General features: G+C 54.4%; 19 protein-coding genes, 6 tRNA genes and 3 rRNA genes. 24 read left to right on the top strand and 4 right to left on the bottom strand.

What is annotated here, in order from left to right:
- Window positions 1–2: 2 nt before the first annotated feature.
- Window positions 3–782 carry a Sec-independent protein translocase subunit TatC gene (gene tatC / locus SP68_RS24665; protein WP_004886745.1) on the top strand — a complete coding sequence of 260 codons (780 nt, stop codon included), beginning with the start codon at window positions 3–5 and terminating at the stop codon, window positions 780–782.
- A 32-nt stretch (window positions 783–814) separates the two neighbouring features.
- Window positions 815–1618: a 3'-5' ssDNA/RNA exonuclease TatD gene (gene tatD / locus SP68_RS24660; protein WP_162493294.1), complete on the top strand. Its 804-nt coding sequence runs from the start codon at window positions 815–817 to the stop codon at window positions 1616–1618.
- Here the strand turns inward: tatD and rfaH are convergent.
- On the bottom strand, window positions 1615–2103 hold the full coding sequence (rfaH, locus tag SP68_RS24655; RefSeq protein WP_008807930.1) for a transcription/translation regulatory transformer protein RfaH: 489 nt from the start codon (window positions 2101–2103) through the stop codon (window positions 1615–1617). The genes tatD and rfaH overlap by 4 nt on opposite strands.
- 178 nt (window positions 2104–2281) lie before the next feature.
- Between rfaH and ubiD the strand changes: the two genes are divergently transcribed.
- Window positions 2282–3751, top strand: a complete 1470-nt coding sequence (ubiD, locus tag SP68_RS24650) for a 4-hydroxy-3-polyprenylbenzoate decarboxylase (RefSeq protein WP_008807929.1) — start codon at window positions 2282–2284, stop codon at window positions 3749–3751.
- A gap of 55 nt (window positions 3752–3806) precedes the next feature.
- Entirely contained in the window at window positions 3807–4508 is a 702-nt protein-coding gene (gene fre, locus SP68_RS24645) for an NAD(P)H-flavin reductase (RefSeq protein ID WP_008807928.1), read from the top strand.
- Between the two features lie 106 nt (window positions 4509–4614).
- Here the strand turns inward: fre and fadA are convergent, their stop codons facing one another.
- Together fadA and fadB are read right to left on the bottom strand one after the other, a co-directional pair.
- Window positions 4615–5778, bottom strand: a complete 1164-nt coding sequence (gene fadA, locus SP68_RS24640) for an acetyl-CoA C-acyltransferase FadA (RefSeq protein ID WP_008807927.1) — start codon at window positions 5776–5778, stop codon at window positions 4615–4617.
- Between the two features lie 9 nt (window positions 5779–5787).
- Window positions 5788–7977 carry a fatty acid oxidation complex subunit alpha FadB gene (gene fadB, locus SP68_RS24635; RefSeq protein WP_040970808.1) on the bottom strand — a complete coding sequence of 730 codons (2190 nt, stop codon included), beginning with the start codon at window positions 7975–7977 and terminating at the stop codon, window positions 5788–5790.
- A gap of 191 nt (window positions 7978–8168) precedes the next feature.
- On the opposite strand from fadB, the gene pepQ reads away from it, so the two are divergent.
- From pepQ to birA, 11 genes are all read left to right on the top strand, one after another.
- The gene (gene pepQ, locus SP68_RS24630) at window positions 8169–9500 is read left to right on the top strand and encodes a Xaa-Pro dipeptidase (RefSeq protein ID WP_012969182.1); all 1332 of its coding nucleotides are present in this window, start codon (window positions 8169–8171) and stop codon (window positions 9498–9500) included.
- On the top strand, window positions 9500–10114 hold the full coding sequence (locus SP68_RS24625) for an IMPACT family protein (protein ID WP_008807924.1): 615 nt from the start codon (window positions 9500–9502) through the stop codon (window positions 10112–10114). The genes pepQ and SP68_RS24625 overlap by 1 nt, the downstream gene beginning before the upstream one ends.
- A 39-nt stretch (window positions 10115–10153) precedes the next feature.
- On the top strand, window positions 10154–11605 hold the full coding sequence (gene trkH, locus SP68_RS24620) for a Trk system potassium transporter TrkH (protein ID WP_008807923.1): 1452 nt from the start codon (window positions 10154–10156) through the stop codon (window positions 11603–11605).
- A gap of 11 nt (window positions 11606–11616) precedes the next feature.
- On the top strand, window positions 11617–12150 hold the full coding sequence (gene hemG, locus SP68_RS24615) for a menaquinone-dependent protoporphyrinogen IX dehydrogenase (RefSeq protein ID WP_012543216.1): 534 nt from the start codon (window positions 11617–11619) through the stop codon (window positions 12148–12150).
- Between the two features lie 388 nt (window positions 12151–12538).
- Window positions 12539–14078 (top strand): 16S ribosomal RNA (locus SP68_RS24605).
- A 69-nt stretch (window positions 14079–14147) separates the two neighbouring features.
- Window positions 14148–14224, top strand: a tRNA-Ile gene (locus SP68_RS24600).
- Between the two features lie 36 nt (window positions 14225–14260).
- A tRNA-Ala gene (locus tag SP68_RS24595) sits at window positions 14261–14336 on the top strand.
- Window positions 14337–14505: 169 nt separating this feature from the next.
- Window positions 14506–17410 (top strand): 23S ribosomal RNA (locus SP68_RS24590).
- Window positions 17411–17505: 95 nt separating this feature from the next.
- Window positions 17506–17621 (top strand): 5S ribosomal RNA (gene rrf, locus SP68_RS24585).
- Together the 16S, 23S and 5S rRNA genes with 2 tRNA genes alongside form the textbook arrangement of a ribosomal RNA operon.
- 426 nt (window positions 17622–18047) lie before the next feature.
- The gene (murB, locus tag SP68_RS24580; RefSeq protein ID WP_012969181.1) at window positions 18048–19076 is read left to right on the top strand and encodes a UDP-N-acetylmuramate dehydrogenase; all 1029 of its coding nucleotides are present in this window, start codon (window positions 18048–18050) and stop codon (window positions 19074–19076) included.
- On the top strand, window positions 19073–20035 hold the full coding sequence (birA, locus tag SP68_RS24575; RefSeq protein WP_008808010.1) for a bifunctional biotin--[acetyl-CoA-carboxylase] ligase/biotin operon repressor BirA: 963 nt from the start codon (window positions 19073–19075) through the stop codon (window positions 20033–20035). Before murB ends, birA begins: the two co-directional genes overlap by 4 nt.
- A 26-nt stretch (window positions 20036–20061) precedes the next feature.
- Here birA and coaA read toward each other — a convergent pair whose 3' ends face one another.
- The gene (coaA, locus tag SP68_RS24570) at window positions 20062–21012 is read right to left on the bottom strand and encodes a type I pantothenate kinase (protein ID WP_012543215.1); all 951 of its coding nucleotides are present in this window, start codon (window positions 21010–21012) and stop codon (window positions 20062–20064) included.
- A 418-nt stretch (window positions 21013–21430) separates the two neighbouring features.
- Here coaA and SP68_RS24565 point away from each other — a divergent pair.
- The 9 genes from SP68_RS24565 to rplA all read left to right on the top strand — a co-directional run bounded on the left by SP68_RS24565 (window position 21431) and on the right by rplA (window position 25734).
- Window positions 21431–21506, top strand: a tRNA-Thr gene (locus tag SP68_RS24565).
- A 10-nt stretch (window positions 21507–21516) separates the two neighbouring features.
- Window positions 21517–21601: transfer RNA gene (locus SP68_RS24560), tRNA-Tyr, on the top strand.
- 115 nt (window positions 21602–21716) lie between these two features.
- Window positions 21717–21791: transfer RNA gene (locus SP68_RS24555), tRNA-Gly, on the top strand.
- A gap of 5 nt (window positions 21792–21796) precedes the next feature.
- Window positions 21797–21872, top strand: a tRNA-Thr gene (locus SP68_RS24550).
- Between the two features lie 115 nt (window positions 21873–21987).
- Entirely contained in the window at window positions 21988–23172 is a 1185-nt protein-coding gene (gene tuf / locus SP68_RS24545) for an elongation factor Tu (protein ID WP_012543214.1), read from the top strand.
- A 338-nt stretch (window positions 23173–23510) separates the two neighbouring features.
- Window positions 23511–23894 carry a preprotein translocase subunit SecE gene (gene secE, locus SP68_RS24540; RefSeq protein ID WP_040970812.1) on the top strand — a complete coding sequence of 128 codons (384 nt, stop codon included), beginning with the start codon at window positions 23511–23513 and terminating at the stop codon, window positions 23892–23894.
- A gap of 1 nt (window position 23895) precedes the next feature.
- Window positions 23896–24441, top strand: a complete 546-nt coding sequence (gene nusG / locus SP68_RS24535; protein WP_007665882.1) for a transcription termination/antitermination protein NusG — start codon at window positions 23896–23898, stop codon at window positions 24439–24441.
- A gap of 156 nt (window positions 24442–24597) precedes the next feature.
- Window positions 24598–25026, top strand: coding sequence for a 50S ribosomal protein L11 (gene rplK, locus SP68_RS24530; protein WP_008808007.1), 429 nt, complete (start codon window positions 24598–24600; stop codon window positions 25024–25026).
- Between the two features lie 3 nt (window positions 25027–25029).
- Window positions 25030–25734, top strand: coding sequence for a 50S ribosomal protein L1 (gene rplA / locus SP68_RS24525; protein WP_008808006.1), 705 nt, complete (start codon window positions 25030–25032; stop codon window positions 25732–25734).
- Window positions 25735–25772 lie beyond the last annotated feature (38 nt).

Raw genomic sequence — 25772 nt, 5'->3', positions numbered from 1 at the left:
ACATGGGCGTAGACGATACACAACCGCTAATTTCGCATCTGATTGAGCTGCGCAAGCGTCTGCTCAACAGCATCATTGCTATCCTGGTGATCTTCCTGGCGCTGGTCTATTTCGCCAATGATATCTACCAGCTGGTCTCGGCCCCGCTTATCAGCAAGATGCCGGTAGGCGCGACGATGATCGCCACTGATGTCGCTTCACCTTTCTTTACGCCGATAAAGCTGACCTTCATGGTGTCGGTGATCCTGTCAGTGCCGATTATTCTTTACCAGGTATGGGCCTTCGTCGCGCCGGCGCTGTATAAGCACGAGCGCCGGCTGGTGGTGCCTTTACTGGTATCCAGTACGCTGCTGTTCTATATCGGCATGGCTTTCGCTTATTTTGTCGTGTTTCCGCTGGCGTTCGGCTTCCTGACCCATGCTGCCCCAGAGGGGGTGCTGGTCTCGACCGATATCCGCAGCTATCTCGACTTCGTGATGGCGCTGTTTATGGCTTTCGGGGTCTCTTTTGAGGTACCGGTCGCCATTGTGCTGCTCTGCTGGATGGGCGTTACTACGCCGGAAGAACTGCGCAAAAAACGGCCGTATGTGCTGGTGGGCGCCTTCGTGGTGGGCATGCTGCTGACACCGCCGGACGTATTCTCGCAGACGCTGCTGGCCATTCCGATGTACTGTCTGTTTGAAGTCGGGGTGTTCTTCGCCCGCTTCTACACCGGGAAGCGCCTGACGCGTGATGACGACGCTGCGGCCGAAGCTGAAGCCGCGGAGCACAGAGAAGAGTAATACCGCCAACCGCCCGTCAGGGCGGTTGTCATATGGGAGCGATCATGTTTGATATCGGCGTTAATCTCACCAGTTCGCAGTTTTCCCGCGACCATGATGAGGTGGTGGCGCGCGCCCGGGCGGCGGGGGTTCACGGCATGCTGCTGACCGGCACAAATTTGCCGGAGAGCCAGCAGGCCCAGAGAATGGCGAGCCATTATTCCGGTTGCTGGTCCACGGCAGGGGTTCATCCCCATGACGGCAGCAGCTGGTCGCCAGCGGTCGCCGAGGCGATTTATACCCTCGCCCGCGAGCCACAGGTGGTGGCGATAGGTGAGTGCGGTCTGGATTTCAACCGTAATTTCTCCACGCCGCAGGAGCAGGAGGCAGCGTTCAGCGCCCAGCTGGCGCTGGCCGCTGAGCTGTCGATGCCGGTGTTTTTACACTGCCGCGACGCCCACGACCGGTTTCTGGCGTTGCTTAAACCCTGGCTTGAGAAGATCCCGGGCGCGGTGCTGCACTGCTTTACCGGCAGCCGCAGCGAGGTGCAGGAATGCCTGGATCTGGGCCTGTTTATCGGTATTACCGGTTGGGTATGCGATGAGCGGCGGGGACTGGAGCTGCGCGAGCTGCTGCCGGCGATCCCGGCGGAACGTCTGCTGCTGGAGACCGATGCGCCTTATCTGCTGCCTCGCGACCTCAAGCCGAGACCGGCCTCGCGGCGTAACGAGCCCGCGTATTTGCCGCATATCCTGGCCAGCGTCGCGAGCTGGCGGGGCGAAGAGACGCAATGGCTGGAGGCGCAAACGGACGCAAACGTCAGGACGCTGTTTGGCATCGACGTTAACGGCGTTTAGATTTTCTGGAAGTCGGTATTTTTAACGCTCTGCAGGACTTGCTTATTCAGCAGGTTTAACAGCAACATAGAACGAGCTTCGCCGTCCGGCTCGGTGAAGATAGCCTGTAAGCCTTCGAACGCGCCGTCGGTGATTAGCACGCTATCGCCCTCATGCGGCGTTTCCGGGTCGGTAATGCCTTCTGGTTTGTAGATAGAGAGCTGATGAATCACCGCCGAGGGAACGACAGCGGGCAGGGCGCCAAAGCGCACGAAGTTGTTAACCCCGCGGGTGGCGCTGATGGTAGTGGTATGAATCACCTCTGGATCGAACTCAATAAACAGGTAGTTCGGGAACAGCGGTTCGCTGACCATGGTGCGTTTACCGCGAATGATTTTTTCCAGCGCAATCGTCGGCATCAGGCAGTTAACTGACTGACGTTCCAGATGTTCCTGGGCTCGTTGTAGCTGCCCACGTTTGCAATACAGTAAGTACCAGGCTTGCATAATGACTCATTCCACTTCTAATAACGGCAAGCATAACAAATGGCTGGTGTAATCGCGAAAGCCATTATAATTGAAATCCAAATTTCAGCGTTCTTTCACGCTAATTTAACAAAATTACAGCATCGCGCCGTCGAACACCGTATAATTAGCCGCCTGTAGAGAGGTCAATAACACTTTCATGAAATACCACGATCTTCGCGACTTTCTGACACTCCTGGAACAACAGGGCGAACTAAAACGTATCACTCTGCCGGTCGATCCTCATCTGGAAATCACCGAAATTGCCGACCGGACCCTGCGTGCCGGTGGCCCGGCGCTGCTGTTTGAAAACCCGAAAGGCTACTCGATGCCGGTGCTGTGCAATCTGTTTGGCACGCCGCGTCGTGTGGCGCTAGGGATGGGCCAGGAAGACGTCAGTTCGCTACGGGAAGTCGGGAAGCTATTGGCCTTTCTGAAAGAGCCGGAGCCGCCAAAAGGCTTCCGCGATCTGTTTGATAAGCTGCCGCAGTTCAAGCAAGTGCTGAATATGCCGACCAAACGCCTGCGCGGTGCGCCCTGCCAACAAAAAATCATCCAGGGCGATGACGTCGACCTGAATAAAATCCCGATTATGACCTGCTGGCCTGAAGATGCCGCGCCGCTGATCACCTGGGGGCTGACGGTGACCCGAGGCCCGCACAAGGAGCGGCAAAATCTGGGTATTTATCGCCAGCAGCTGATCGGCAAAAATAAACTCATCATGCGGTGGTTGTCTCACCGCGGCGGCGCCCTGGATTTCCAGGAGTGGTGCGCGGCGCATCCTGGCGAGCGTTTCCCTGTATCCGTGGCGCTTGGCGCCGATCCGGCGACCATTCTGGGCGCGGTGACGCCGGTGCCCGATACCCTGTCGGAATATGCTTTCGCAGGCTTGCTGCGCGGCACCAAGACCGAAGTGGTGAAGTGCGTTTCCAATGACCTTGAAGTCCCGGCCAGCGCGGAAATTGTGCTCGAAGGTTACATTGAGGCCGGTGAGATGGCGCCGGAAGGCCCGTATGGCGATCATACTGGCTACTACAATGAAGTGGATAGCTTCCCGGTGTTTACGGTAACCCACATTACCCAGCGCGAAGACGCGATTTATCATTCGACCTATACCGGTCGTCCGCCGGATGAACCTGCGGTGCTGGGCGTGGCGCTGAACGAAGTCTTTGTGCCCATTCTGCAAAAGCAGTTCCCGGAAATCGTCGACTTTTATCTGCCGCCGGAAGGGTGTTCTTATCGCCTGGCGGTGGTGACCATGAAAAAACAGTACGCGGGCCATGCCAAGCGCGTGATGATGGGCGTCTGGTCATTCCTGCGCCAGTTCATGTATACCAAATTCGTGATCGTATGCGATGACGACGTCAACGCACGCGACTGGAACGACGTGATTTGGGCGATTACTACCCGTATGGACCCGGCTCGTGATACGGTACTGGTAGAAAATACGCCAATAGATTATCTGGATTTTGCCTCGCCGGTTTCCGGCCTGGGTTCAAAAATGGGGCTGGATGCCACAAATAAATGGCCTGGCGAAACCCAGCGTGAATGGGGTCGTCCAATCAAAAAAGATCCTCAGGTGACGGCGCGCATCGACGCCATCTGGGATGAACTGGCCATCTTTAAATAACAGTAAGCGGGGCTAACGCCGCTGTTTTGCTCTATAGACCCGACAGAGGGGACGCATGACAACCTTAAGCTGTAAAGTGACCTCAGTGGAGGCGATTACCGATACCGTGTATCGCGTTCGATTAGTACCGGAAGCGGCATTCTCTTTCCGCGCTGGCCAGTATCTGATGGTGGTAATGGACGAGCGCGATAAGCGTCCGTTCTCTATGGCTTCCACGCCGTCAGAGCACGAGTTTATCGAGCTGCATATCGGTGCTTCTGAACTCAATCTGTATGCGATGGCGGTGATGGATCGCATTCTGAAAGAGCGTGAAATTGAGGTTGATATTCCGCATGGCGAAGCGTGGCTGCGCGATGACGAAGATCGCCCGCTGATTCTGATCGCCGGCGGCACCGGTTTCTCTTATGTGCGTTCTATTCTGTTAACCGCGCTGGCGCGTAACCCGGATCGCGATATCGCCATTTATTGGGGCGGCCGCGAGGCTAAGCATTTGTACGATCTGGCCGAGCTGGAAGCGTTAAGCATCAAGCATCCGAATCTGCGCATCGAGCCGGTGGTCGAGCAACCGGAAGAAGGGTGGCGCGGTCGTTCCGGTACGGTACTGACTGCCGTGCTGCAGGATTACGGCACGCTGGCCGAGCATGATATCTACATTGCCGGTCGTTTTGAGATGGCCAAGATTGCCCGCGACCTGTTCTGCAACGAACGCGGCGCGCGTGAAGATCGCCTGTTTGGCGATGCGTTTGCGTTTATCTGAAAATAAAAAACCCGCCCCTGACAGGCGGGAAGAACGGCAACTAAACCTGCTCTCTTCGCCATTGCTGCCTGCTTCTGGTCGCAATGGCGTTGAGATAACCCTTCGATTAAATCCGCTCAAACACAGTGGCAATACCCTGACCTAAACCGATACACATGGTCGCCAGACCGAACTGAGCGTCTTTGCGTTCCATCTGATTGATCAACGTGGTGCTAATGCGCGCCCCGGAGCAGCCCAGCGGATGTCCGAGCGCGATCGCGCCGCCGTTGAGGTTGATCTTCTCGTCAATCTGCTCCATTAAGCCCAGATCTTTAATACACGGCAGGATCTGCGCGGCAAACGCTTCATTCATTTCAAAGACGTCGATATCGCTGGTGGATAAGCCCGCTTTTTTCAGCGCCAGCTTTGAGGCCGGAACCGGGCCATAACCCATAATGGACGGGTCGCAGCCGACCACCGCCATCGAACGGACGCGGGCGCGTGGCTTCAGCCCCAGCTCGCGGGCGCGGCTTTCGCTCATCAGCAGCATTGCCGCCGCGCCGTCAGAAAGGGCGGAAGAGGTGCCTGCCGTTACCGTGCCGGTCACCGGATCAAATGCCGGTCTCAGCGCCGCCAGCGCTTCGACGGTGGTTTCCGGGCGGATCACTTCGTCATAGTTAAAAGACTTCAGTACGCCATCGGCATCGTGGCCACCGGTCGGGATAATCTCGGCTTTGAAGGCGCCTGATTGCGTCGCCGCCCAGGCGCGAGCGTGAGAGCGTGCGGCGAACTGATCCTGCATTTCGCGGCTGATGCCGTGCAGACGCGCCAGCATTTCCGCGGTCAGCCCCATCATGCCGGCGGCTTTCGCCACATTACGGCTGAGGCCCGGATGGAAATCGACACCGTGGCTCATTGGCACATGGCCCATGTGCTCAACGCCGCCAATCAGGCAGACGCTGGCATCGCCGGTCATGATCATACGGGCCGCATCGTGCAGCGCCTGCATGGAGGAACCGCACAGACGGTTAACCGTCGTCGCCGGTACCGAGTGCGGGATTTCTGCCAGCAGCGCGGCGTTACGCGCAATGTTGAAACCCTGCTCCAGCGTTTGTTGCACGCAGCCCCAGTAAATATCGTCAATCGCGCTCGCCTCAAGCGACGGGTTACGCGAAAGCAGGCTACGCATCAGGTGCGCGGAGAGGTCTTCCGCACGCACGTTGCGAAAGGCGCCGCCCTTCGAACGGCCCATCGGGGTGCGAATTGCATCGACAATGACAACCTGTTCCATTGTGACTCCTTAAGCCGTTTTCAGAGCGCCAACCGGACGGGCTGGCTCTACCTGGGGATAATACGCTTCGTTATGGCGCGCTTTGTCACGCAGACCGGCTGGCACTTCATACAGCGGGCCAAGGTGCTGGTATTGCTGTGCCATATCGAGATACTTCGCGCTGCCGATGGTGTCCAGCCAGCGGAATGCGCCGCCGTGGAACGGAGGGAAGCCCAGGCCGTATACCAGCGCCATATCCGCTTCCGCCGGGCTGGCGATAATGCCTTCTTCCAGGCAGCGGACGACTTCGTTAACCATCGGGATCATCATGCGGGCGATAATCTCTTCATCGCTGAAATCGTGCTTCGGCTGGCTGACGTCGGCCAGCAGGCCGTCGACGGCAGCGTCTTCTTCTTTCTTCGGCTTACCTTTGCTGTCTTCTTTATAACGCCAGAAACCGAGGCCGTTCTTCTGGCCGAAACGGTTGGCGTCAAACAGGGCGTCGATGGCGTCGCGATAATCTTTCTGCATCCGCTGCGGGAAGCCCGCCGCCATCACGGCCTGAGCATGGTGGGCGGTATCGATGCCGACCACGTCCAGCAGATAGGCCGGGCCCATTGGCCAGCCAAACTGTTTTTCCATCACTTTGTCGACTTTGCGGAAATCCGCCCCGTCGCGCAGCAGCTGGCTGAAGCCGGCGAAGTAGGGGAACAGCACGCGATTAACGAAGAAGCCGGGACAATCATTGACCACGATCGGCGTTTTGCCCATTTTGCTGGCCCAGGCCACAACTTTGGCAATGGTCTTATCCGAGGTTTTTTCGCCGCGGATCACTTCAACCAGCGGCATGCGATGCACCGGGTTAAAGAAGTGCATACCGCAGAAGTTTTCCGGGCGTTGCAGAACGCTGGCCAGTTCGCTGATGGGGATTGTTGAGGTGTTGGATGCCAGCACGGTATCCGGGCGCACTTTTGCCTCGGTTTCGGCCAGCACCGCTTTCTTCACTTTCGGGTTTTCGACCACCGCTTCAACAACCACGTCGACGCGATCAAAACCGCTGTATTCCAGGGTTGGCTGAATGGTGCTGATCACTCCGGTCAGCTTCAGACCGTCGATTTTGCCGCGTTCCAGCTGTTTATTCAGCAGTTTCGCCGCTTCGGTCATGCCCAGGGTCAGCGATTTGTCGCTAATGTCTTTCATCACCACCGGCACGCCTTTCCAGGCCGACTGGTATGCGATACCGCCGCCCATAATGCCAGCGCCCAGGACAGCAGCATGCTTCGGCGTCTCGACATCTTTGGTCAACTTTTTCGCTTTCGCTTTGACGTACTGGTCGTTCAGGAAGATACCAACCAGCGCGCGGGCCTCATTGGTATGGGCCAGCGGGACAAAGCTTTTATTTTCCAGCACCAGGGCTTCTTCACGACCAAGACGTGCGGCGGCTTCAATGGTTTTCACCGCGGTGATCGGCGCCGGGTAATGTTTCCCGGCAGTTTGTGCGACCATGCCTTTGGCAATCGTGAAGCTCATGGTAGCTTCAATTTTGCTGAGCTTCAGCGGCTCTAGTTTCGGCTGACGTTTTGCTTTCCAGTCCAGATCGCCATTAATCGCCTGACGCAGGATCGCCAGCGCGCCGTCACGCAGTTTTTCCGCTGCGACCACACCATCCACCAGGCCGATTTTCAGCGCCTGATCGGCGCCGACGTCTTTCCCGGCGGCAATAATTTCCAGCGCGCTATCGGCGCCGAGCAAGCGTGGCAGACGCACAGAACCGCCGAAGCCCGGCATAATGCCAAGCTTGGTTTCCGGCAGACCGATACGCAGATCCGGCGTCGCCAGGCGGTAATCGGTCGCCAGGACGCATTCACAACCGCCGCCCAGCGCGTAACCATTGACGGCAGAGATCGTCGGGACGGGAAGATCTTCCAGACGATTGAAAACGCTGTTAGCAAAATGCAACCACTGGCTTAACTGCTCCTCAGGGACCAGGAACAGCGAGAGGAATTCGGTGATATCCGCGCCGACGATAAACGCCGCTTTTTCAGAGCGCAGCAGCAGACCTTTGAGATCGTTTTGTTTTTCCAGTACGTCCAGCGCGTGACCGAGGCTGGCTACGGTTGCGGTATCAAGCTTGTTGACCGAACCTGGGGCATCGAACACCAGTTCGGCGATGCCATCTTCCAGCCAGTCGAGGTACAGGGTGTCGCCTTTGTAGAGCATGTCAGTCTCCTGAATCCAGCAATATGATCTGGTCATACCAGATGAAACGGAGTGTGGAATTTATGTTAAAGAATTGCAAATTACTCTTTAAATAATTGCTGGTCGGATCACATCCGGCGGAAATCACCCGCACGCAGGGTGATGTGCTAAGATGCGGAGTATCACGATCCCATAAAAGCAAAGGATGAAAGATGGAATCCCTGTCCGCGCTCTATAAAAATCATATTGTTACCCTACAAGAACGTACCCGCGACGTGCTGGCCCGTTTTCAGATGGATGCGCTGCTGATTCACTCCGGTGAGCTGGTTAACGTCTTCCTTGACGACCACCCGTACCCGTTCAAGGTCAATCCGCAGTTCAAAGCCTGGGTGCCAGTGACGCAGGTGCCTAACTGCTGGCTGCTGGTGGATGGCGTTAACAAACCGAAGCTGTGGTTCTATCTGCCGGTCGATTACTGGCACAACGTCGAGCCGCTACCGACCGCATTCTGGACCGAAGAAGTTGACGTCATTGCTCTGCCGAAGGCCGATGGCATCGGCAGCCAGCTACCTGCCGCTCGCGGTAATATCGGTTATATTGGGCCGGTACCGGAGCGCGCGCTGGGGCTGGGTATCGCTGCGGATAAGATCAACCCGAAAGGGGTTATCGATTACCTGCACTACTATCGGGCTTACAAAACGGATTACGAGCTGGCCTGTATGCGTGAAGCGCAGAAATCGGCGGTCAATGGTCATCGCGCGGCCTATGAAGCTTTCCAGTCCGGGATGAGCGAATTCGATATCAACCAGGCCTATCTCACCGCCACTGGTCACCGCGATACCGACGTGCCTTACAGCAACATTGTCGCGCTGAATGAGCATGCCTCCGTCCTGCACTACACCAAACTGGATCATCGCGCCCCGGCGGAGATGCGCAGCTTCCTGCTCGACGCTGGCGCAGAATATAACGGCTATGCCGCGGATCTGACGCGAACCTGGGCGGCGCACGGCGACAACGACTTTGCCCATCTGATCAAAGACGTTAATGACGAGCAGCTGGCGCTGATTAGCACCATGAAGGCCGGGACTCGTTATGTTGATTACCATATCCAGTTCCATCAGCGCATCGCAAAGCTACTGCGTAAACACCAGTTGGTTACCGACATAAGCGAAGAGGCGATGGTGGAGAATGACCTGACCGGGCCGTTTATGCCGCACGGGATTGGCCATCCGCTGGGTCTGCAGGTGCATGATGTCGCTGGCTTTATGCAGGATGACACCGGTACGCATCTGGCGGCGCCGTCGAAATACCCGTATCTGCGCTGCACCCGTATTATCGAGCCGCGCATGGTGCTGACTATTGAACCCGGCATCTACTTCATCGAGTCGTTACTGGCGCCGTGGCGTGAAGGCCCGTTCAGCAAGCACTTCAACTGGCAGAAAATTGACGCCATGAAGCCGTTTGGCGGGATCCGTATCGAAGATAACGTGGTGGTTCACGAAAACAGCATTGAAAATATGACGCGCGATCTGAAGCTGGCGTAATGGAAAGCTGGTTAATCCCGGCGGCGCCGGTTACCGTCGTTGAGGAGATTAAAAAAAGCCGTTTTATCACGCTGTTGGCGCATACCGACGGCGTGGCGGCGGCAAAAGCGTTTGTCGAGTCCGTCAGAGCGGATCACCCTGATGCCCGCCACCACTGCGTGGCGTGGGTCGCCGGGCCGCCTGATGATTCGCAACAGCTGGGGTTTTCTGACGATGGCGAACCGGCGGGGACGGCGGGTAAACCGATGCTGGCGCAACTGATGGGGTGCGGCGTGGGTGAGATAACCGCTGTCGTCGTGCGCTACTACGGTGGTATCCTGCTGGGCACTGGCGGCCTGGTGAAAGCCTATGGCGGCGGTGTTCATCAGGCGCTGGCGCAGCTGACGACGCAGCGCAAGACACCGTTAACAGCATATACTTTGCAATGTGAGTATGGGCAACTGGCCGGTATCGAAGCGCTGCTCGCCCAATTCTCCGGGAAGGTAGTCGAAAGCGAATATCTGGCGTCGGTTCGGCTGCGCGTGGCGCTTCCCCGGGCCGAAGTGGCGGCTTTTTCAGCAAAACTGGCTGATTTTAGTCGCGGTTCATTGCAATTACTGAAGATTGACGAATAATCCCCTCTGTTTTTTTGCCTATCAAAGGAAGCGCCAGAGATGCATTTTCGCGCCATAACCCGAATCGTTGGACTGTTGGTCATCTTATTTTCGGGGACGATGATCGTTCCGGGATTAGTGGCCCTGATATATCGCGATGGCGCGGGGCGGGCCTTCACGCAAACCTTTTTTGTTGCGCTGGCGATTGGCTCCATGCTGTGGTGGCCGAATCGTAAACAAAAAGGCGAACTGAAATCCCGCGAAGGGTTTCTGATTGTGGTGCTGTTCTGGACCGTGCTGGGGAGCGTGGGGGCCTTGCCCTTTATTTTCGCCGAGCAGCCGAACCTGACGGTGACCGATGCCTTCTTCGAGTCATTTTCCGGCCTGACGACGACCGGAGCGACCACCCTGGTGGGTTTGGACTCATTACCTCATGCAATCCTCTTTTACCGGCAGATGCTGCAATGGTTCGGCGGCATGGGGATCATTGTGCTGGCGGTGGCGATTCTGCCTATCCTCGGCGTAGGGGGGATGCAGCTCTACCGCGCGGAAATGCCCGGTCCGTTGAAAGACAACAAGATGCGCCCGCGTATCGCCGAGACGGCGAAGACGCTGTGGCTAATCTATGTGTTATTGACGATAGCCTGCGCATTGGCGCTCTGGTTTGCCGGTATGCCGGCGTTCGATGCGATTGGGCACAGCTTTGCCACTATCGCCATCGGCGGTTTCTCGACTCACGATGCCAGCGTCGGCTATTTCAATAGCCCGATGATTAACTCTATCATCGCGATCTTTTTGCTGATCTCTGGCTGTAACTACGGTCTGCATTTTTCGTTATTGAGCGGACGCAGCCTGAAGGTGTACTGGCGCGACCCAGAATTTCGCATGTTCATTGGCGTCCAGTTGACGCTGGTCATCATCTGTACGCTGGTGCTATGGCTTCATAACGTGTATGGGTCGGTGCTGACGACGCTGAATCAGGCATTTTTCCAGGTGGTGTCGATGGCGACCACCGCGGGATTCACTACCGATAGCATTGCGCGCTGGCCGCTATTCCTGCCGGTGTTGCTGCTCTGCTCCGCATTTATCGGCGGCTGTGCCGGTTCCACGGGCGGTGGCTTAAAGGTGATCCGTATCCTGTTGCTGTTTAAGCAGGGCAACCGTGAGCTTAAGCGTCTGGTACACCCGAATGCGGTTTATAGCATCAAGTTAGGTAACCGCGCCTTGCCGGAACGTATTCTTGAAGCCGTGTGGGGGTTCTTCTCCGCCTATGCGCTGGTCTTTATCATTAGTATGTTGGCTATTATCGCCACCGGGGTGGATGATTTCTCTGCCTTCGCCTCCGTGGTGGCGACGTTGAACAACCTCGGGCCTGGGCTTGGCGTTGTCGCGGACAACTTTGCCACTATGAACCCGGTCGCGAAATGGATCCTGATTGCTAATATGCTGTTTGGTCGTCTGGAAGTGTTCACCTTACTGGTGCTCTTTACTCCCACTTTCTGGCGCGAATAACAGGAGTGCTCGTGAAAACTTTAATACTCTTCTCCACCCGCGACGGGCAGACCCGTGAAATCGCTTCGTTTCTGGCCTCCGAGCTGAAAGAGCTGGGCATCGACGCGGACACCTTGAACCTGAACCGTACCGATGTCGTCGAATGGCATCACTACGATCGGGTGGTCATCGGCGCGTCGATTCGCTACGGGCACTTTCATCCGGCGGTGGACCGCTTTGTGAAAAAGCATCTGGCATCATTGCAGGCGCTGCCGGGAGCATTCTTCTCTGTTAACCTGGTGGCGCGTAAACCCGAGAAGCGCACGCCGCAGACCAACAGCTATACGCGTAAGTTTCTGCTGAACTCGCCGTGGCAGCCGCAGAGCTGCGCGGTATTTGCCGGCGCGCTGCGCTACCCGCGCTACAGCTGGTACGATCGGTTTATGATCCGCCTGATTATGAAAATGACCGGGGGGGAAACGGATACCCGCAAAGAAGTGGTCTATACCGACTGGCAACAGGTATCCCGGTTTGCTCGGGAAATCGCACAAATGGCGCGCAAATAGCGCGTAAAACTCGCGTTGTGATGGAAAATCGAGCGAACGAAAAGTTTTTTTGAATTTCCCCTTGTCACCTCAGAATTACTCCCTATAATGCGCCTCCACTGACACGGAACAACGGCAAGCAAGCCGCCGGGTCAGCGGGGTTCCGGTGAGAACCTCGCAGAGAAAAGCAAAAATAAATGCTTGACTCTGAAGCGGGAAGGCGTAATATGCACACCCCGCGCCGCAGTGAAAAACGAAGCGGCACTGCTCTTTAACAATTTATCAGACAATCTGTGTGGGCACTCAAAGTGACATGGATTCTTAATGTCTTCGGACAATAAATGAATACCAAGTCTCTGAGTGAACATACGTAATTCATTACGAAGTTTAATTCACGAGCATCAAACTTAAATTGAAGAGTTTGATCATGGCTCAGATTGAACGCTGGCGGCAGGCCTAACACATGCAAGTCGAGCGGTAGCACAGAGAGCTTGCTCTCGGGTGACGAGCGGCGGACGGGTGAGTAATGTCTGGGAAACTGCCTGATGGAGGGGGATAACTACTGGAAACGGTAGCTAATACCGCATAACGTCGCAAGACCAAAGTGGGGGACCTTCGGGCCTCATGCCATCAGATGTGCCCAGATGGGATTAGCTGGTAGGTGGGGTAACGGCTCACCTAGGCGACGATCCCTAGCTGGTCTGAGAGGATGACCAGCCACACTGGAACTGAGACACGGTCCAGACTCCTACGGGAGGCAGCAGTGGGGAATATTGCACAATGGGCGCAAGCCTGATGCAGCCATGCCGCGTGTGTGAAGAAGGCCTTCGGGTTGTAAAGCACTTTCAGCGGGGAGGAAGGCGGTGAGGTTAATAACCTCATCGATTGACGTTACCCGCAGAAGAAGCACCGGCTAACTCCGTGCCAGCAGCCGCGGTAATACGGAGGGTGCAAGCGTTAATCGGAATTACTGGGCGTAAAGCGCACGCAGGCGGTCTGTCAAGTCGGATGTGAAATCCCCGGGCTCAACCTGGGAACTGCATTCGAAACTGGCAGGCTAGAGTCTTGTAGAGGGGGGTAGAATTCCAGGTGTAGCGGTGAAATGCGTAGAGATCTGGAGGAATACCGGTGGCGAAGGCGGCCCCCTGGACAAAGACTGACGCTCAGGTGCGAAAGCGTGGGGAGCAAACAGGATTAGATACCCTGGTAGTCCACGCTGTAAACGATGTCGATTTGGAGGTTGTGCCCTTGAGGCGTGGCTTCCGGAGCTAACGCGTTAAATCGACCGCCTGGGGAGTACGGCCGCAAGGTTAAAACTCAAATGAATTGACGGGGGCCCGCACAAGCGGTGGAGCATGTGGTTTAATTCGATGCAACGCGAAGAACCTTACCTGGTCTTGACATCCACAGAACTTTCCAGAGATGGATTGGTGCCTTCGGGAACTGTGAGACAGGTGCTGCATGGCTGTCGTCAGCTCGTGTTGTGAAATGTTGGGTTAAGTCCCGCAACGAGCGCAACCCTTATCCTTTGTTGCCAGCGGTTAGGCCGGGAACTCAAAGGAGACTGCCAGTGATAAACTGGAGGAAGGTGGGGATGACGTCAAGTCATCATGGCCCTTACGACCAGGGCTACACACGTGCTACAATGGCATATACAAAGAGAAGCGACCTCGCGAGAGCAAGCGGACCTCATAAAGTATGTCGTAGTCCGGATTGGAGTCTGCAACTCGACTCCATGAAGTCGGAATCGCTAGTAATCGTAGATCAGAATGCTACGGTGAATACGTTCCCGGGCCTTGTACACACCGCCCGTCACACCATGGGAGTGGGTTGCAAAAGAAGTAGGTAGCTTAACCTTCGGGAGGGCGCTTACCACTTTGTGATTCATGACTGGGGTGAAGTCGTAACAAGGTAACCGTAGGGGAACCTGCGGTTGGATCACCTCCTTACCTTAAAGAACCTGCCTTTGTAGTGTCCACACAGATTGTCTGATGAAAAACAGCAGTAAAAACCTCTACAGGCTTGTAGCTCAGGTGGTTAGAGCGCACCCCTGATAAGGGTGAGGTCGGTGGTTCAAGTCCACTCAGGCCTACCAAATTTGCGAAGCAAATTTGAAGAGGTTGCAAACGATGGGGCTATAGCTCAGCTGGGAGAGCGCCTGCTTTGCACGCAGGAGGTCTGCGGTTCGATCCCGCATAGCTCCACCATCTTTACTGCAAACACAAGAAAACTTCAGAGTGAACCTGAAAAGGTGCACTGCGAAGTTTTGCTCTTTAAAAATCTGGATCAAGCTGAAAATTGAAACGACACACAGCTAATGTGTGTTCGAGTCTCTCAAATTTTCGCAATCAGAAGTGAAACATCTTCGGGTTGTGAGGTTAAGCGACTAAGCGTACACGGTGGATGCCCTGGCAGTCAGAGGCGATGAAGGACGTGCTAATCTGCGAAAAGCGTCGGTAAGGTGATATGAACCGTTATAACCGGCGATGTCCGAATGGGGAAACCCAGTGTGATTCGTCACACTATCGTTAACTGAATACATAGGTTAACGAGGCGAACCGGGGGAACTGAAACATCTAAGTACCCCGAGGAAAAGAAATCAACCGAGATTCCCCCAGTAGCGGCGAGCGAACGGGGAGCAGCCCAGAGTCTGAATCAGCTTGTGTGTTAGTGGAACGGTCTGGAAAGTCCGACGGTACAGGGTGATAGTCCCGTACACCAAAATGCACAGGTTGTGAACTCGAAGAGTAGGGCGGGACACGTGGTATCCTGTCTGAATATGGGGGGACCATCCTCCAAGGCTAAATACTCCTGACTGACCGATAGTGAACCAGTACCGTGAGGGAAAGGCGAAAAGAACCCCGGCGAGGGGAGTGAAAAAGAACCTGAAACCGTGTACGTACAAGCAGTGGGAGCACCTTTATGGTGTGACTGCGTACCTTTTGTATAATGGGTCAGCGACTTATATTCTGTAGCAAGGTTAACCGTATAGGGGAGCCGCAGGGAAACCGAGTCTTAACTGGGCGTTAAGTTGCAGGGTATAGACCCGAAACCCGGTGATCTAGCCATGGGCAGGTTGAAGGTTGGGTAACACTAACTGGAGGACCGAACCGACTAATGTTGAAAAATTAGCGGATGACTTGTGGCTGGGGGTGAAAGGCCAATCAAACCGGGAGATAGCTGGTTCTCCCCGAAAGCTATTTAGGTAGCGCCTCGTGAACTCATCTTCGGGGGTAGAGCACTGTTTCGGCTAGGGGGTCATCCCGACTTACCAACCCGATGCAAACTACGAATACCGAAGAATGTTATCACGGGAGACACACGGCGGGTGCTAACGTCCGTCGTGAAGAGGGAAACAACCCAGACCGCCAGCTAAGGTCCCAAAGTCATGGTTAAGTGGGAAACGATGTGGGAAGGCACAGACAGCCAGGATGTTGGCTTAGAAGCAGCCATCATTTAAAGAAAGCGTAATAGCTCACTGGTCGAGTCGGCCTGCGCGGAAGATGTAACGGGGCTAAACCATGCACCGAAGCTGCGGCAGCGACACTATGTGTTGTTGGGTAGGGGAGCGTTCTGTAAGCCTGCGAAGGTGGCCTGTGAGGGCTGCTGGAGGTATCAGAAGTGCGAATGCTGACATAAGTAACGATAAAGCGGGTGAAAAGCCCGCTCGCCGGAAGACCAAGGGTTCCTGTCCAACGTTAATCGGGGCAGGGTGAGTCGACCCCTAAGGCGAGGCCGAAAGGCGTAGTCGATGGGAAACAGGTTAATATTCCTGTACTTGGTGTTACTGCGAAGGGGGGACGGAGAAGGCTATGTTAGCCGGGCGACGGTTGTCCCGGTTTAAGCATGTAGGCGGAGGTTCCAGGTAAATCCGGTACCTTTTAACGCTGAGGTGTGATGACGAGGCACTACGGTGCTGAAGTAACAAATGCCCTGCTTCCAGGAAAAGCCTCTAAGCATCAGGTAACATTGAATCGTACCCCAAACCGACACAGGTGGTCAGGTAGAGAATACCAAGGCGCTTGAGAGAACTCGGGTGAAGGAACTAGGCAAAATGGTGCCGTAACTTCGGGAGAAGGCACGCTGGTGTGTAGGTGAAGTCCCTGCGGATGGAGCTGAGACCAGTCGAAGATACCAGCTGGCTGCAACTGTTTATTAAAAACACAGCACTGTGCAAACACGAAAGTGGACGTATACGGTGTGACGCCTGCCCGGTGCCGGAAGGTTAATTGATGGGGTTATCCGTAAGGAGAAGCTCTTGATCGAAGCCCCGGTAAACGGCGGCCGTAACTATAACGGTCCTAAGGTAGCGAAATTCCTTGTCGGGTAAGTTCCGACCTGCACGAATGGCGTAATGATGGCCAGGCTGTCTCCACCCGAGACTCAGTGAAATTGAACTCGCTGTGAAGATGCAGTGTACCCGCGGCAAGACGGAAAGACCCCGTGAACCTTTACTATAGCTTGACACTGAACATTGAGCCTTGATGTGTAGGATAGGTGGGAGGCTTTGAAGCGTGGACGCCAGTCTGCGTGGAGCCAACCTTGAAATACCACCCTTTAATGTTTGATGTTCTAACGTAGGCCCCTTATCGGGGTTGCGGACAGTGTCTGGTGGGTAGTTTGACTGGGGCGGTCTCCTCCCAAAGAGTAACGGAGGAGCACGAAGGTTAGCTAATCCTGGTCGGACATCAGGAGGTTAGTGCAATGGCATAAGCTAGCTTGACTGCGAGCGTGACGGCGCGAGCAGGTGCGAAAGCAGGTCATAGTGATCCGGTGGTTCTGAATGGAAGGGCCATCGCTCAACGGATAAAAGGTACTCCGGGGATAACAGGCTGATACCGCCCAAGAGTTCATATCGACGGCGGTGTTTGGCACCTCGATGTCGGCTCATCACATCCTGGGGCTGAAGTAGGTCCCAAGGGTATGGCTGTTCGCCATTTAAAGTGGTACGCGAGCTGGGTTTAGAACGTCGTGAGACAGTTCGGTCCCTATCTGCCGTGGGCGCTGGAGAATTGAGGGGGGCTGCTCCTAGTACGAGAGGACCGGAGTGGACGCATCACTGGTGTTCGGGTTGTCATGCCAATGGCACTGCCCGGTAGCTAAATGCGGAAGAGATAAGTGCTGAAAGCATCTAAGCACGAAACTTGCCCCGAGATGAGTTCTCCCTGAGACTTTAAGTCTCCTGAAGGAACGTTAAAGACGATGACGTTGATAGGCCGGGTGTGTAAGCGCAGCGATGCGTTGAGCTAACCGGTACTAATGAACCGTGAGGCTTAACCTTACAACGCCGAAGCTGTTTTGGCGGAATTGAGAGAATTTTCAGCTCTGATACAGATTACTCGATGCGTCGTTAAGACGTGTTGAAAACAGAATTTGCCTGGCGGCGATAGCGCGGTGGTCCCACCTGACCCCATGCCGAACTCAGAAGTGAAACGCCGTAGCGCCGATGGTAGTGTGGGGTCTCCCCATGTGAGAGTAGGGAACTGCCAGGCATCAAATAAAGCAGAAAGCTCAGTCGAAAGACTGAGCTTTTTGTTTTGTCTGTTGTCTGTCGGTGAGCGCTCTCCGGAGCAGGACAAATCCGCCGGGAGCGGATTTGAACGTTGCGCAGCAACGGCCCGGAGGGTGGCGGGCAGGACGCCCGCCATAAACTGCCAGGCATCAAACAAGTGAAGAGCCCATCCTGCCGGATGGGCTTTTTGCGTTTCAGTGGTCCGGCAACCGTGCCGGTATGTCTCCCCGGTGGCGCTGCGCTTACCGGGGCTACGGATTCGCACCCGCCCTGCACGACCTGTAGCCCGGACCGGTACACCGCATCATTACCGGTAACGCCCCCAATGTCACTGCCCCTGCAATCAGGCAAGCCTTCCCCCGCCAGATACGGTAAACTAACGCCGATTTTGCATCAGGAAGCCACTATGAACCACTCCCTCAAACCCTGGAATACCTTTGGCATTGAGCGCTCCGCCAGGACGATTGTACGCGCCGAAACTGAGCAGCAGTTATTAAGCGCCTGGCAAACTGCTGTCGCGGCAGGCGAACCCACGCTGATCCTTGGGGAAGGTAGTAATGTCCTGTTTCTGAACGACTATGCCGGTACGGTGATCCTCAACCGAATTATGGGGATCGAGGTGAGCGAAACGCCGGAAGCCTGGTGCTTGCACGTCGGCGCCGGCGAAAACTGGCATCAATTGGTGCAGTTCACGCTACAGCATGCGATGCCAGGTCTGGAAAATTTGGCATTGATCCCTGGCTGCGCAGGATCTTCGCCGATCCAGAATATTGGCGCCTACGGTGTCGAGCTCCAGCGGGTTTGCAACTATGTGGACTGCATTGAGCTGGAAACGGGTCGTAAGCAGCGTCTTTCAGCGGCGGAATGCCGTTTCGGCTACCGTGACAGTATCTTTAAACATGAATACCAGGATCGCTACGCCATCGTCGCGATTGGTTTAACGTTAGCGAAAGCATGGCAGCCTGTACTGAGTTACGGTGATTTAACGCGTCTTGATCCACAGACCGTCACCCCGCAGCAGGTATTCGATTCCGTTTGTCATATGCGAATGACTAAGTTGCCGGATCCCAGGATTAACGGCAATGCCGGAAGTTTCTTTAAGAATCCGATCGTCAGCGCTCAGGTTGCTGAAGCGCTGCTGGCGCAATTCCCCCAGGCGCCGCATTATCCGCAGGCAAACGGCACCGTCAAGCTGGCCGCGGGCTGGTTAATCGATCAATGTCAGCTCAAAGGGCAACGCATTGGCGGCGCGGCCGTCCATCGACAACAGGCCCTGGTACTCATTAATGAAGATCGAGCGACCAGCGAGGACGTGGTAAAACTAGCCCATTACGTTCGCCAGCAGGTGGGTAAGAAATTCGATGTATGGCTTCAGCCCGAGGTGCGCTTCATTGGAACGCATGGTGAAGTCAACGCAGAGGAGAGCATTGCGTGAAAGACCATACTATTCCCTTAACGTTGATTTCTATCCTGGCTGATGGCGAGTTCCACTCAGGTGAACAGCTTGGTGAGCAGTTAGGTATGAGCCGGGCGGCGATTAATAAGCATATCCAGACCTTACGCGACTGGGGCGTCGATGTGTTTACAGTGCCAGGCAAGGGTTACAGCCTGCCGGAGCCCATTCATCTGTTGGATGAGAAAAAGATTTCCCAACAGATTGAACATGGCCGAGTGACGGTTCTCCCCGTGATTGACTCCACTAACCAGTATTTACTGGACAGGCTTGATGAGCTGACATCCGGGGATGCCTGTGTGGCTGAATATCAGCAGGCAGGGCGAGGACGGCGAGGTAGAAAATGGTTCTCGCCCTTTGGCGCCAATCTTTATCTCTCGATGTACTGGCGCCTGGAGCAGGGGCCGGCGGCGGCTATTGGACTCAGCCTGGTGATTGGTATCGTGATCGCTGAAGTTCTGCAGCAGCTCGGGGCCGATCAGGTTCGTGTGAAATGGCCAAACGATATTTACCTGCAAGATCGTAAACTGTCAGGGATCCTCGTGGAACTGACCGGGAAAACGGGTGATGCTGCACAAATCGTTAGTGGCGCGGGTATCAATCTTGTGATGCGTCGCGTGGAGTCTGACGTGGTCAATCAGGGGTGGATAAGCCTTCAGGAGGCGGGGGTTGTCATCGACCGCAACCTCCTCGCCGCGCGCCTGATTAAAGAGCTACGTCTGGGCCTGGAACTGTTCGAGCAGGAAGGGTTAGCGCCCTATCTGCCGCGCTGGGAGAAACTGGATAACTTTATTCATCGCCCGGTAAAACTCATTATCGGTGATAAAGAAATCTATGGAATTTCCCGTGGCATTGATGCGCAAGGCGCACTATTGCTGGAACAGGATGGGGTGATAAAAGCCTGGGTTGGCGGTGAAATATCATTGCGCAGCGCAGAATAAAAAAGGGAGCTTCGGCTCCCTTTGCTTTATTTACGTAAGCGTACTTGATTCACAGAATGATTGGCGCTTTTGGTCATGATCAGGCTGGCACGTTCGCGGGTTGGAAGGATGTTTTCTTTAAGATTCATTAAGTTAATCTCGTTCCATAGCGAGGTGGCAATATCCACCGCCTCTTCCTTCGACAGCTTAGCGTAATTGTGGAAGTAGGAGTCAGGATCGGTAAACGCCCCTTCTCGGAATTTGAGAAAACGGTTGATATACCAGCTTTTCAGTAATTCTTCCGGTGCATCGACATAAATAGAAAAATCGACAAAATCGGATACAAATACATGATGAGGATCGTGCGGATAATCCATTCCACTTTGCAGAACGTTGAGTCCCTCAAGAATTAAAATATCCGGCTGCGCGACGGTTTTATCGCCGTCGGGAATAACATCATAAATCAGATGGGAATAAACCGGCGCGGTTGCCTGCGGTACACCTGATTTAAGATCGGAGACAAACTTCACCAGTCGATGCATATCATAGGACTGCGGGAAGCCTTTCTTCTTCATTAATCCGCGTTCTTTCAATACTGAGTTAGGGTGCAAAAAACCGTCAGTAGTGATGAGTTCAACATGGCGGTGCTCCGGCCAACGGCTAAGCAAGGCCTGCAGTACACGCGCGGTGGTGCTTTTCCCCACCGCAACGCTGCCAGCGATGCTGATGATATAGGGAATGCGTTGACCGTTGGTGCCAAGAAATTGTTCGAGAACAGCCTGACGACGCAGGTTAGAACTGATATAGAAGTTGAGCAAACGCGACAGCGGCAAATAGATCTCGGCAACCTCTTCCAGAGAGAGATCTTCGTTGATGCCTTTTAACCGCGTGATTTCATCCTCGGTTAACGTCATCGGGACAGAATCACGAAGTGCAGCCCATTGGTGGCGGTTAAATTGTAGGTACGGTGTCATTAACGTCTGCTCTTTTTGGCTCATAAGCATGTTCTTACCATCGCCGTATACGTTGAAACGGCGATGCTTCACACGAGTTAATCAGGACAATGGGCAGGAGGGTAACACCAGATTGCCGGGAATAATAAGAAAAAAACTCATTGAATGCTGCTTTCTCGCGCCAGCATCACAAGAGAGGAATAAGTTTCTTATTCGTAGTAAACCAGCAGGATAGTGCTAACGGCCCGTTACCTTTCTGTCAGTCGTCCGCATACATCCTGGGCATCAGCGGGTGACTGGAACCGCTCCTGATGAGCTGGATTGCTGGCGAATATTTGCACTGCCCTGTTTGAAATTACACCGTTTTTTCGTGTAAGAGCACAAAATGTGAGCAAGAGAACGTTTTATGCAAATTTTTAGTTGCATGAACTCGCTCCTCTCCCTAGAATGCGCGCTACTTGATGCCGACTTAGCTCAGTAGGTAGAGCAACTGACTTGTAATCAGTAGGTCACCAGTTCGATTCCGGTAGTCGGCACCATAACAATTTGGGTGGGGTTCCCGAGCGGCCAAAGGGAGCAGACTGTAAATCTGCCGTCATCGACTTCGAAGGTTCGAATCCTTCCCCCACCACCACTTTCTGGCGACGCTTTGCGTAGCCGGAGTTGGTTGGGTAAACTAATCAGCTCAATACTAAAGAGAGCAGTCTCTTTAGTATTACAGAAAGAACTGGGTAGCCGAGTTTCAGGATGCGGGCATCGTATAATGGCTATTACCTCAGCCTTCCAAGCTGATGATGCGGGTTCGATTCCCGCTGCCCGCTCCAGACGTGCTGATATGGCTCAGTTGGTAGAGCGCACCCTTGGTAAGGGTGAGGTCCCCAGTTCGACTCTGGGTATCAGCACCACTTCTTTTCTCTCCTTCCCTGTTTCTCTTCTGTTATTTTCATTCAACAAGTCGGGCATGTTGCCTGGTTGATGTGGTGATATCACCGATTTATCCGTGTCTTAGAGGGACAATCGATGTCTAAAGAAAAGTTTGAACGTACAAAACCGCACGTTAACGTCGGTACTATCGGCCACGTTGACCATGGTAAAACAACGCTGACCGCTGCCATCACTACCGTTCTGGCTAAAACCTACGGTGGTTCTGCTCGTGCATTCGACCAGATCGATAACGCACCGGAAGAAAAAGCTCGTGGTATCACCATCAACACCTCTCACGTTGAATATGACACCCCGACTCGCCACTACGCGCACGTAGACTGCCCGGGCCACGCCGACTATGTTAAAAACATGATCACCGGTGCTGCGCAGATGGACGGCGCGATCCTGGTTGTTGCTGCGACTGACGGCCCGATGCCGCAGACTCGTGAGCACATCCTGCTGGGTCGTCAGGTAGGCGTTCCGTACATCATCGTGTTCCTGAACAAATGCGACATGGTTGATGACGAAGAGCTGCTGGAACTGGTTGAGATGGAAGTTCGTGAACTGCTGTCTCAGTACGATTTCCCGGGCGACGACACCCCGATCGTTCGTGGTTCTGCTCTGAAAGCGCTGGAAGGCGACGCAGAGTGGGAAGCGAAAATCATCGAACTGGCTGGCCACCTGGATACCTATATCCCGGAACCAGAGCGTGCGATTGACAAGCCGTTCCTGCTGCCGATCGAAGACGTATTCTCTATCTCCGGTCGTGGTACCGTTGTTACCGGTCGTGTAGAGCGCGGTATCATCAAAGTCGGTGAAGAAGTTGAAATCGTTGGTATCAAAGAAACCGCGAAGACCACCTGTACTGGCGTTGAAATGTTCCGCAAACTGCTGGACGAAGGCCGTGCTGGTGAGAACGTTGGTGTTCTGCTGCGTGGTATCAAACGTGAAGAAATCGAACGTGGTCAGGTACTGGCTAAGCCGGGCAGCATCAAGCCGCACACCAAGTTCGAATCTGAAGTGTACATCCTGTCCAAAGACGAAGGCGGCCGTCATACTCCGTTCTTCAAAGGCTACCGTCCGCAGTTCTACTTCCGTACTACTGACGTGACTGGCACCATCGAACTGCCGGAAGGCGTAGAGATGGTTATGCCGGGCGACAACATCAAAATGGTTGTTACCCTGATCCACCCGATCGCGATGGACGATGGTCTGCGTTTCGCAATCCGTGAAGGCGGTCGTACCGTTGGCGCGGGCGTGGTTGCTAAAGTTCTCGGCTAATCGCTGATAACATTTGACGCAATGCGCAATAAAAGGGCATCATTTGATGCCCTTTTTGCACGCTTTCATACCAGAACCTGGCTCATCAGTGATTTTTTTTGTCATAATCATTGCTGAGACAGGCTCTGAAGAGGGCGTTTATACACCAAACCATTCGAGCGGTAGCGCGACGGCAAGTCAGCGTTCTCCTTTGCAATAGCAGGGAAGAGGCGCCAGAACCGCCAGCGTTGAAGCAGTTTGAACGCGTTCAGTGTATAATCCGAAACTTAATTTCGGTTTGGATCGCCTCGCCCCCGCGGGGTGAAATTGTTTGTAGAATACTTCTGACAGGTTGGTTTATGAGTGCGAATACCGAAGCTCAAGGGAGCGGGCGCGGCCTGGAAACGATGAAGTGGATTATCGTTGCCGTGCTGCTGATCGTGGCGATCGTGGGCAACTTCCTTTATCGCGACATTATGCTGGCGGTGCGTGCGCTGGCCGTGGTTATTCTTATTGCTGCTGCCGGTGGCGTCGCGCTGTTGACGACGAAAGGTAAGGCGACCGTTGCTTTTGCTCGCGAAGCGCGAACTGAAGTGCGTAAAGTGATTTGGCCGACTCGCCAGGAAACGCTGCATACTACGCTGATTGTTGCTGCCGTGACTGCAGTAATGTCACTGATCCTGTGGGGACTGGATGGTATTCTGGTTCGCCTGGTCTCCTTTATCACTGGCCTGAGGTTCTGAGATGTCTGAAGCTCCTAAAAAGCGCTGGTACGTCGTTCAGGCGTTTTCCGGTTTTGAAGGTCGCGTAGCTACTTCGCTGCGTGAACATATCAAATTACACAACATGGAAGAGTTGTTTGGCGAAGTCATGGTTCCAACCGAAGAAGTGGTTGAAATCCGTGGCGGCCAGCGTCGCAAAAGCGAACGTAAATTCTTCCCAGGCTACGTTCTGGTTCAAATGGTCATGAACGACGCGAGCTGGCACCTGGTGCGCAGCGTACCGCGTGTGATGGGCTTCATCGGCGGTACTTCCGACCGTCCGGCGCCGATCAGCGACAAAGAAGTCGATGCCATCATGAACCGCCTGCAGCAGGTTGGCGATAAGCCGCGTCCGAAAACGCTGTTTGAGCCGGGCGAAATGGTTCGTGTCAACGATGGTCCGTTCGCTGACTTTAACGGCGTCGTTGAAGAAGTGGACTATGAGAAGTCCCGCCTGAAAGTTTCTGTTTCTATCTTCGGTCGTGCGACGCCGGTAGAACTGGACTTCGGTCAGGTTGAGAAGGCGTAAGCCGGCGATCAAAAAAGCAGCGATTTAATCGTTGCATAGGGCGCGAAATTGGCATACAATTTCGCGCCTTTTGTTTTTATGGGCCTGGCCCGTAAAACGATGTTTAATCACGGGGAGCTTCTCTGAAGCGTTAATACCCAATTTGAGGATTTAAGAATGGCTAAGAAAGTACAAGCCTACGTCAAGCTGCAGGTTGCAGCTGGTATGGCAAACCCGAGTCCGCCGGTTGGTCCAGCACTGGGTCAGCAGGGCGTTAACATCATGGAATTCTGCAAAGCGTTCAACGCAAAAACTGAATCCATGGAAAAAGGTCTGCCAATCCCGGTTGTTATCACCGTTTACGCTGACCGTTCTTTCACTTTCGTTACCAAAACCCCGCCGGCAGCAGTTCTGCTGAAAAAAGCGGCTGGTATCAAGTCCGGCTCTGGTAAGCCGAACAAAGATAAAGTGGGTAAAATTTCCCGCGCTCAGCTGCAGGAAATCGCGCAGACCAAAGCTGCCGACATGACTGGTGCCGACATTGAAGCGATGACTCGCTCCATCGAAGGTACTGCACGTTCCATGGGCCTGGTAGTGGAGGACTAAGAAATGGCTAAACTGACCAAGCGCATGTCCGTGATCCGTGACAAAGTTGATGCAACTAAACAGTATGACATCAACGAAGCCATCTCTCTGCTGAAAGAACTGGCTACTGCTAAGTTCGTTGAAAGCGTTGACGTTGCTGTAAACCTGGGCATCGATGCTCGTAAATCTGACCAGAACGTACGTGGTGCAACTGTACTGCCGCACGGTACTGGCCGTTCTGTTCGCGTTGCCGTATTTGCCCAGGGCGCAAACGCTGAAGCTGCTAAAGCTGCAGGCGCTGAGCTGGTAGGTATGGAAGATCTGGCTGACCAGATCAAGAAAGGCGAAATGAACTTTGACGTTGTTATTGCTTCCCCGGATGCAATGCGCGTTGTTGGCCAGCTGGGCCAGGTTCTGGGTCCGCGCGGCCTGATGCCAAACCCGAAAGTGGGTACCGTAACCCCTAACGTTGCTGAAGCGGTTAAGAACGCTAAAGCAGGTCAGGTTCGTTATCGTAACGACAAAAACGGCATCATCCACACCACCATCGGTAAAGTGGACTTTGACGCTGACAAACTGAAAGAAAACCTGGAAGCTCTGCTGGTTGCGCTGAAAAAAGCAAAACCGACTCAGGCGAAAGGCGTGTACATCAAGAAAGTTAGCATCTCCACCACCATGGGTGCAGGTGTTGCAGTAGATCAGGCTGGCCTGAACGCTTCTGCAAACTAATGCCTTTACGTGGGCGGTGATTTTGTCTACAATCTTAC

The organism is Klebsiella variicola, from assembly GCF_000828055.2.
GTDB classification, from domain to species: domain Bacteria; phylum Pseudomonadota; class Gammaproteobacteria; order Enterobacterales; family Enterobacteriaceae; genus Klebsiella; species Klebsiella variicola.
Note: the sequence above shows the minus strand (reverse complement) of the source record. Positions and strands in the feature narration are given on the sequence as shown.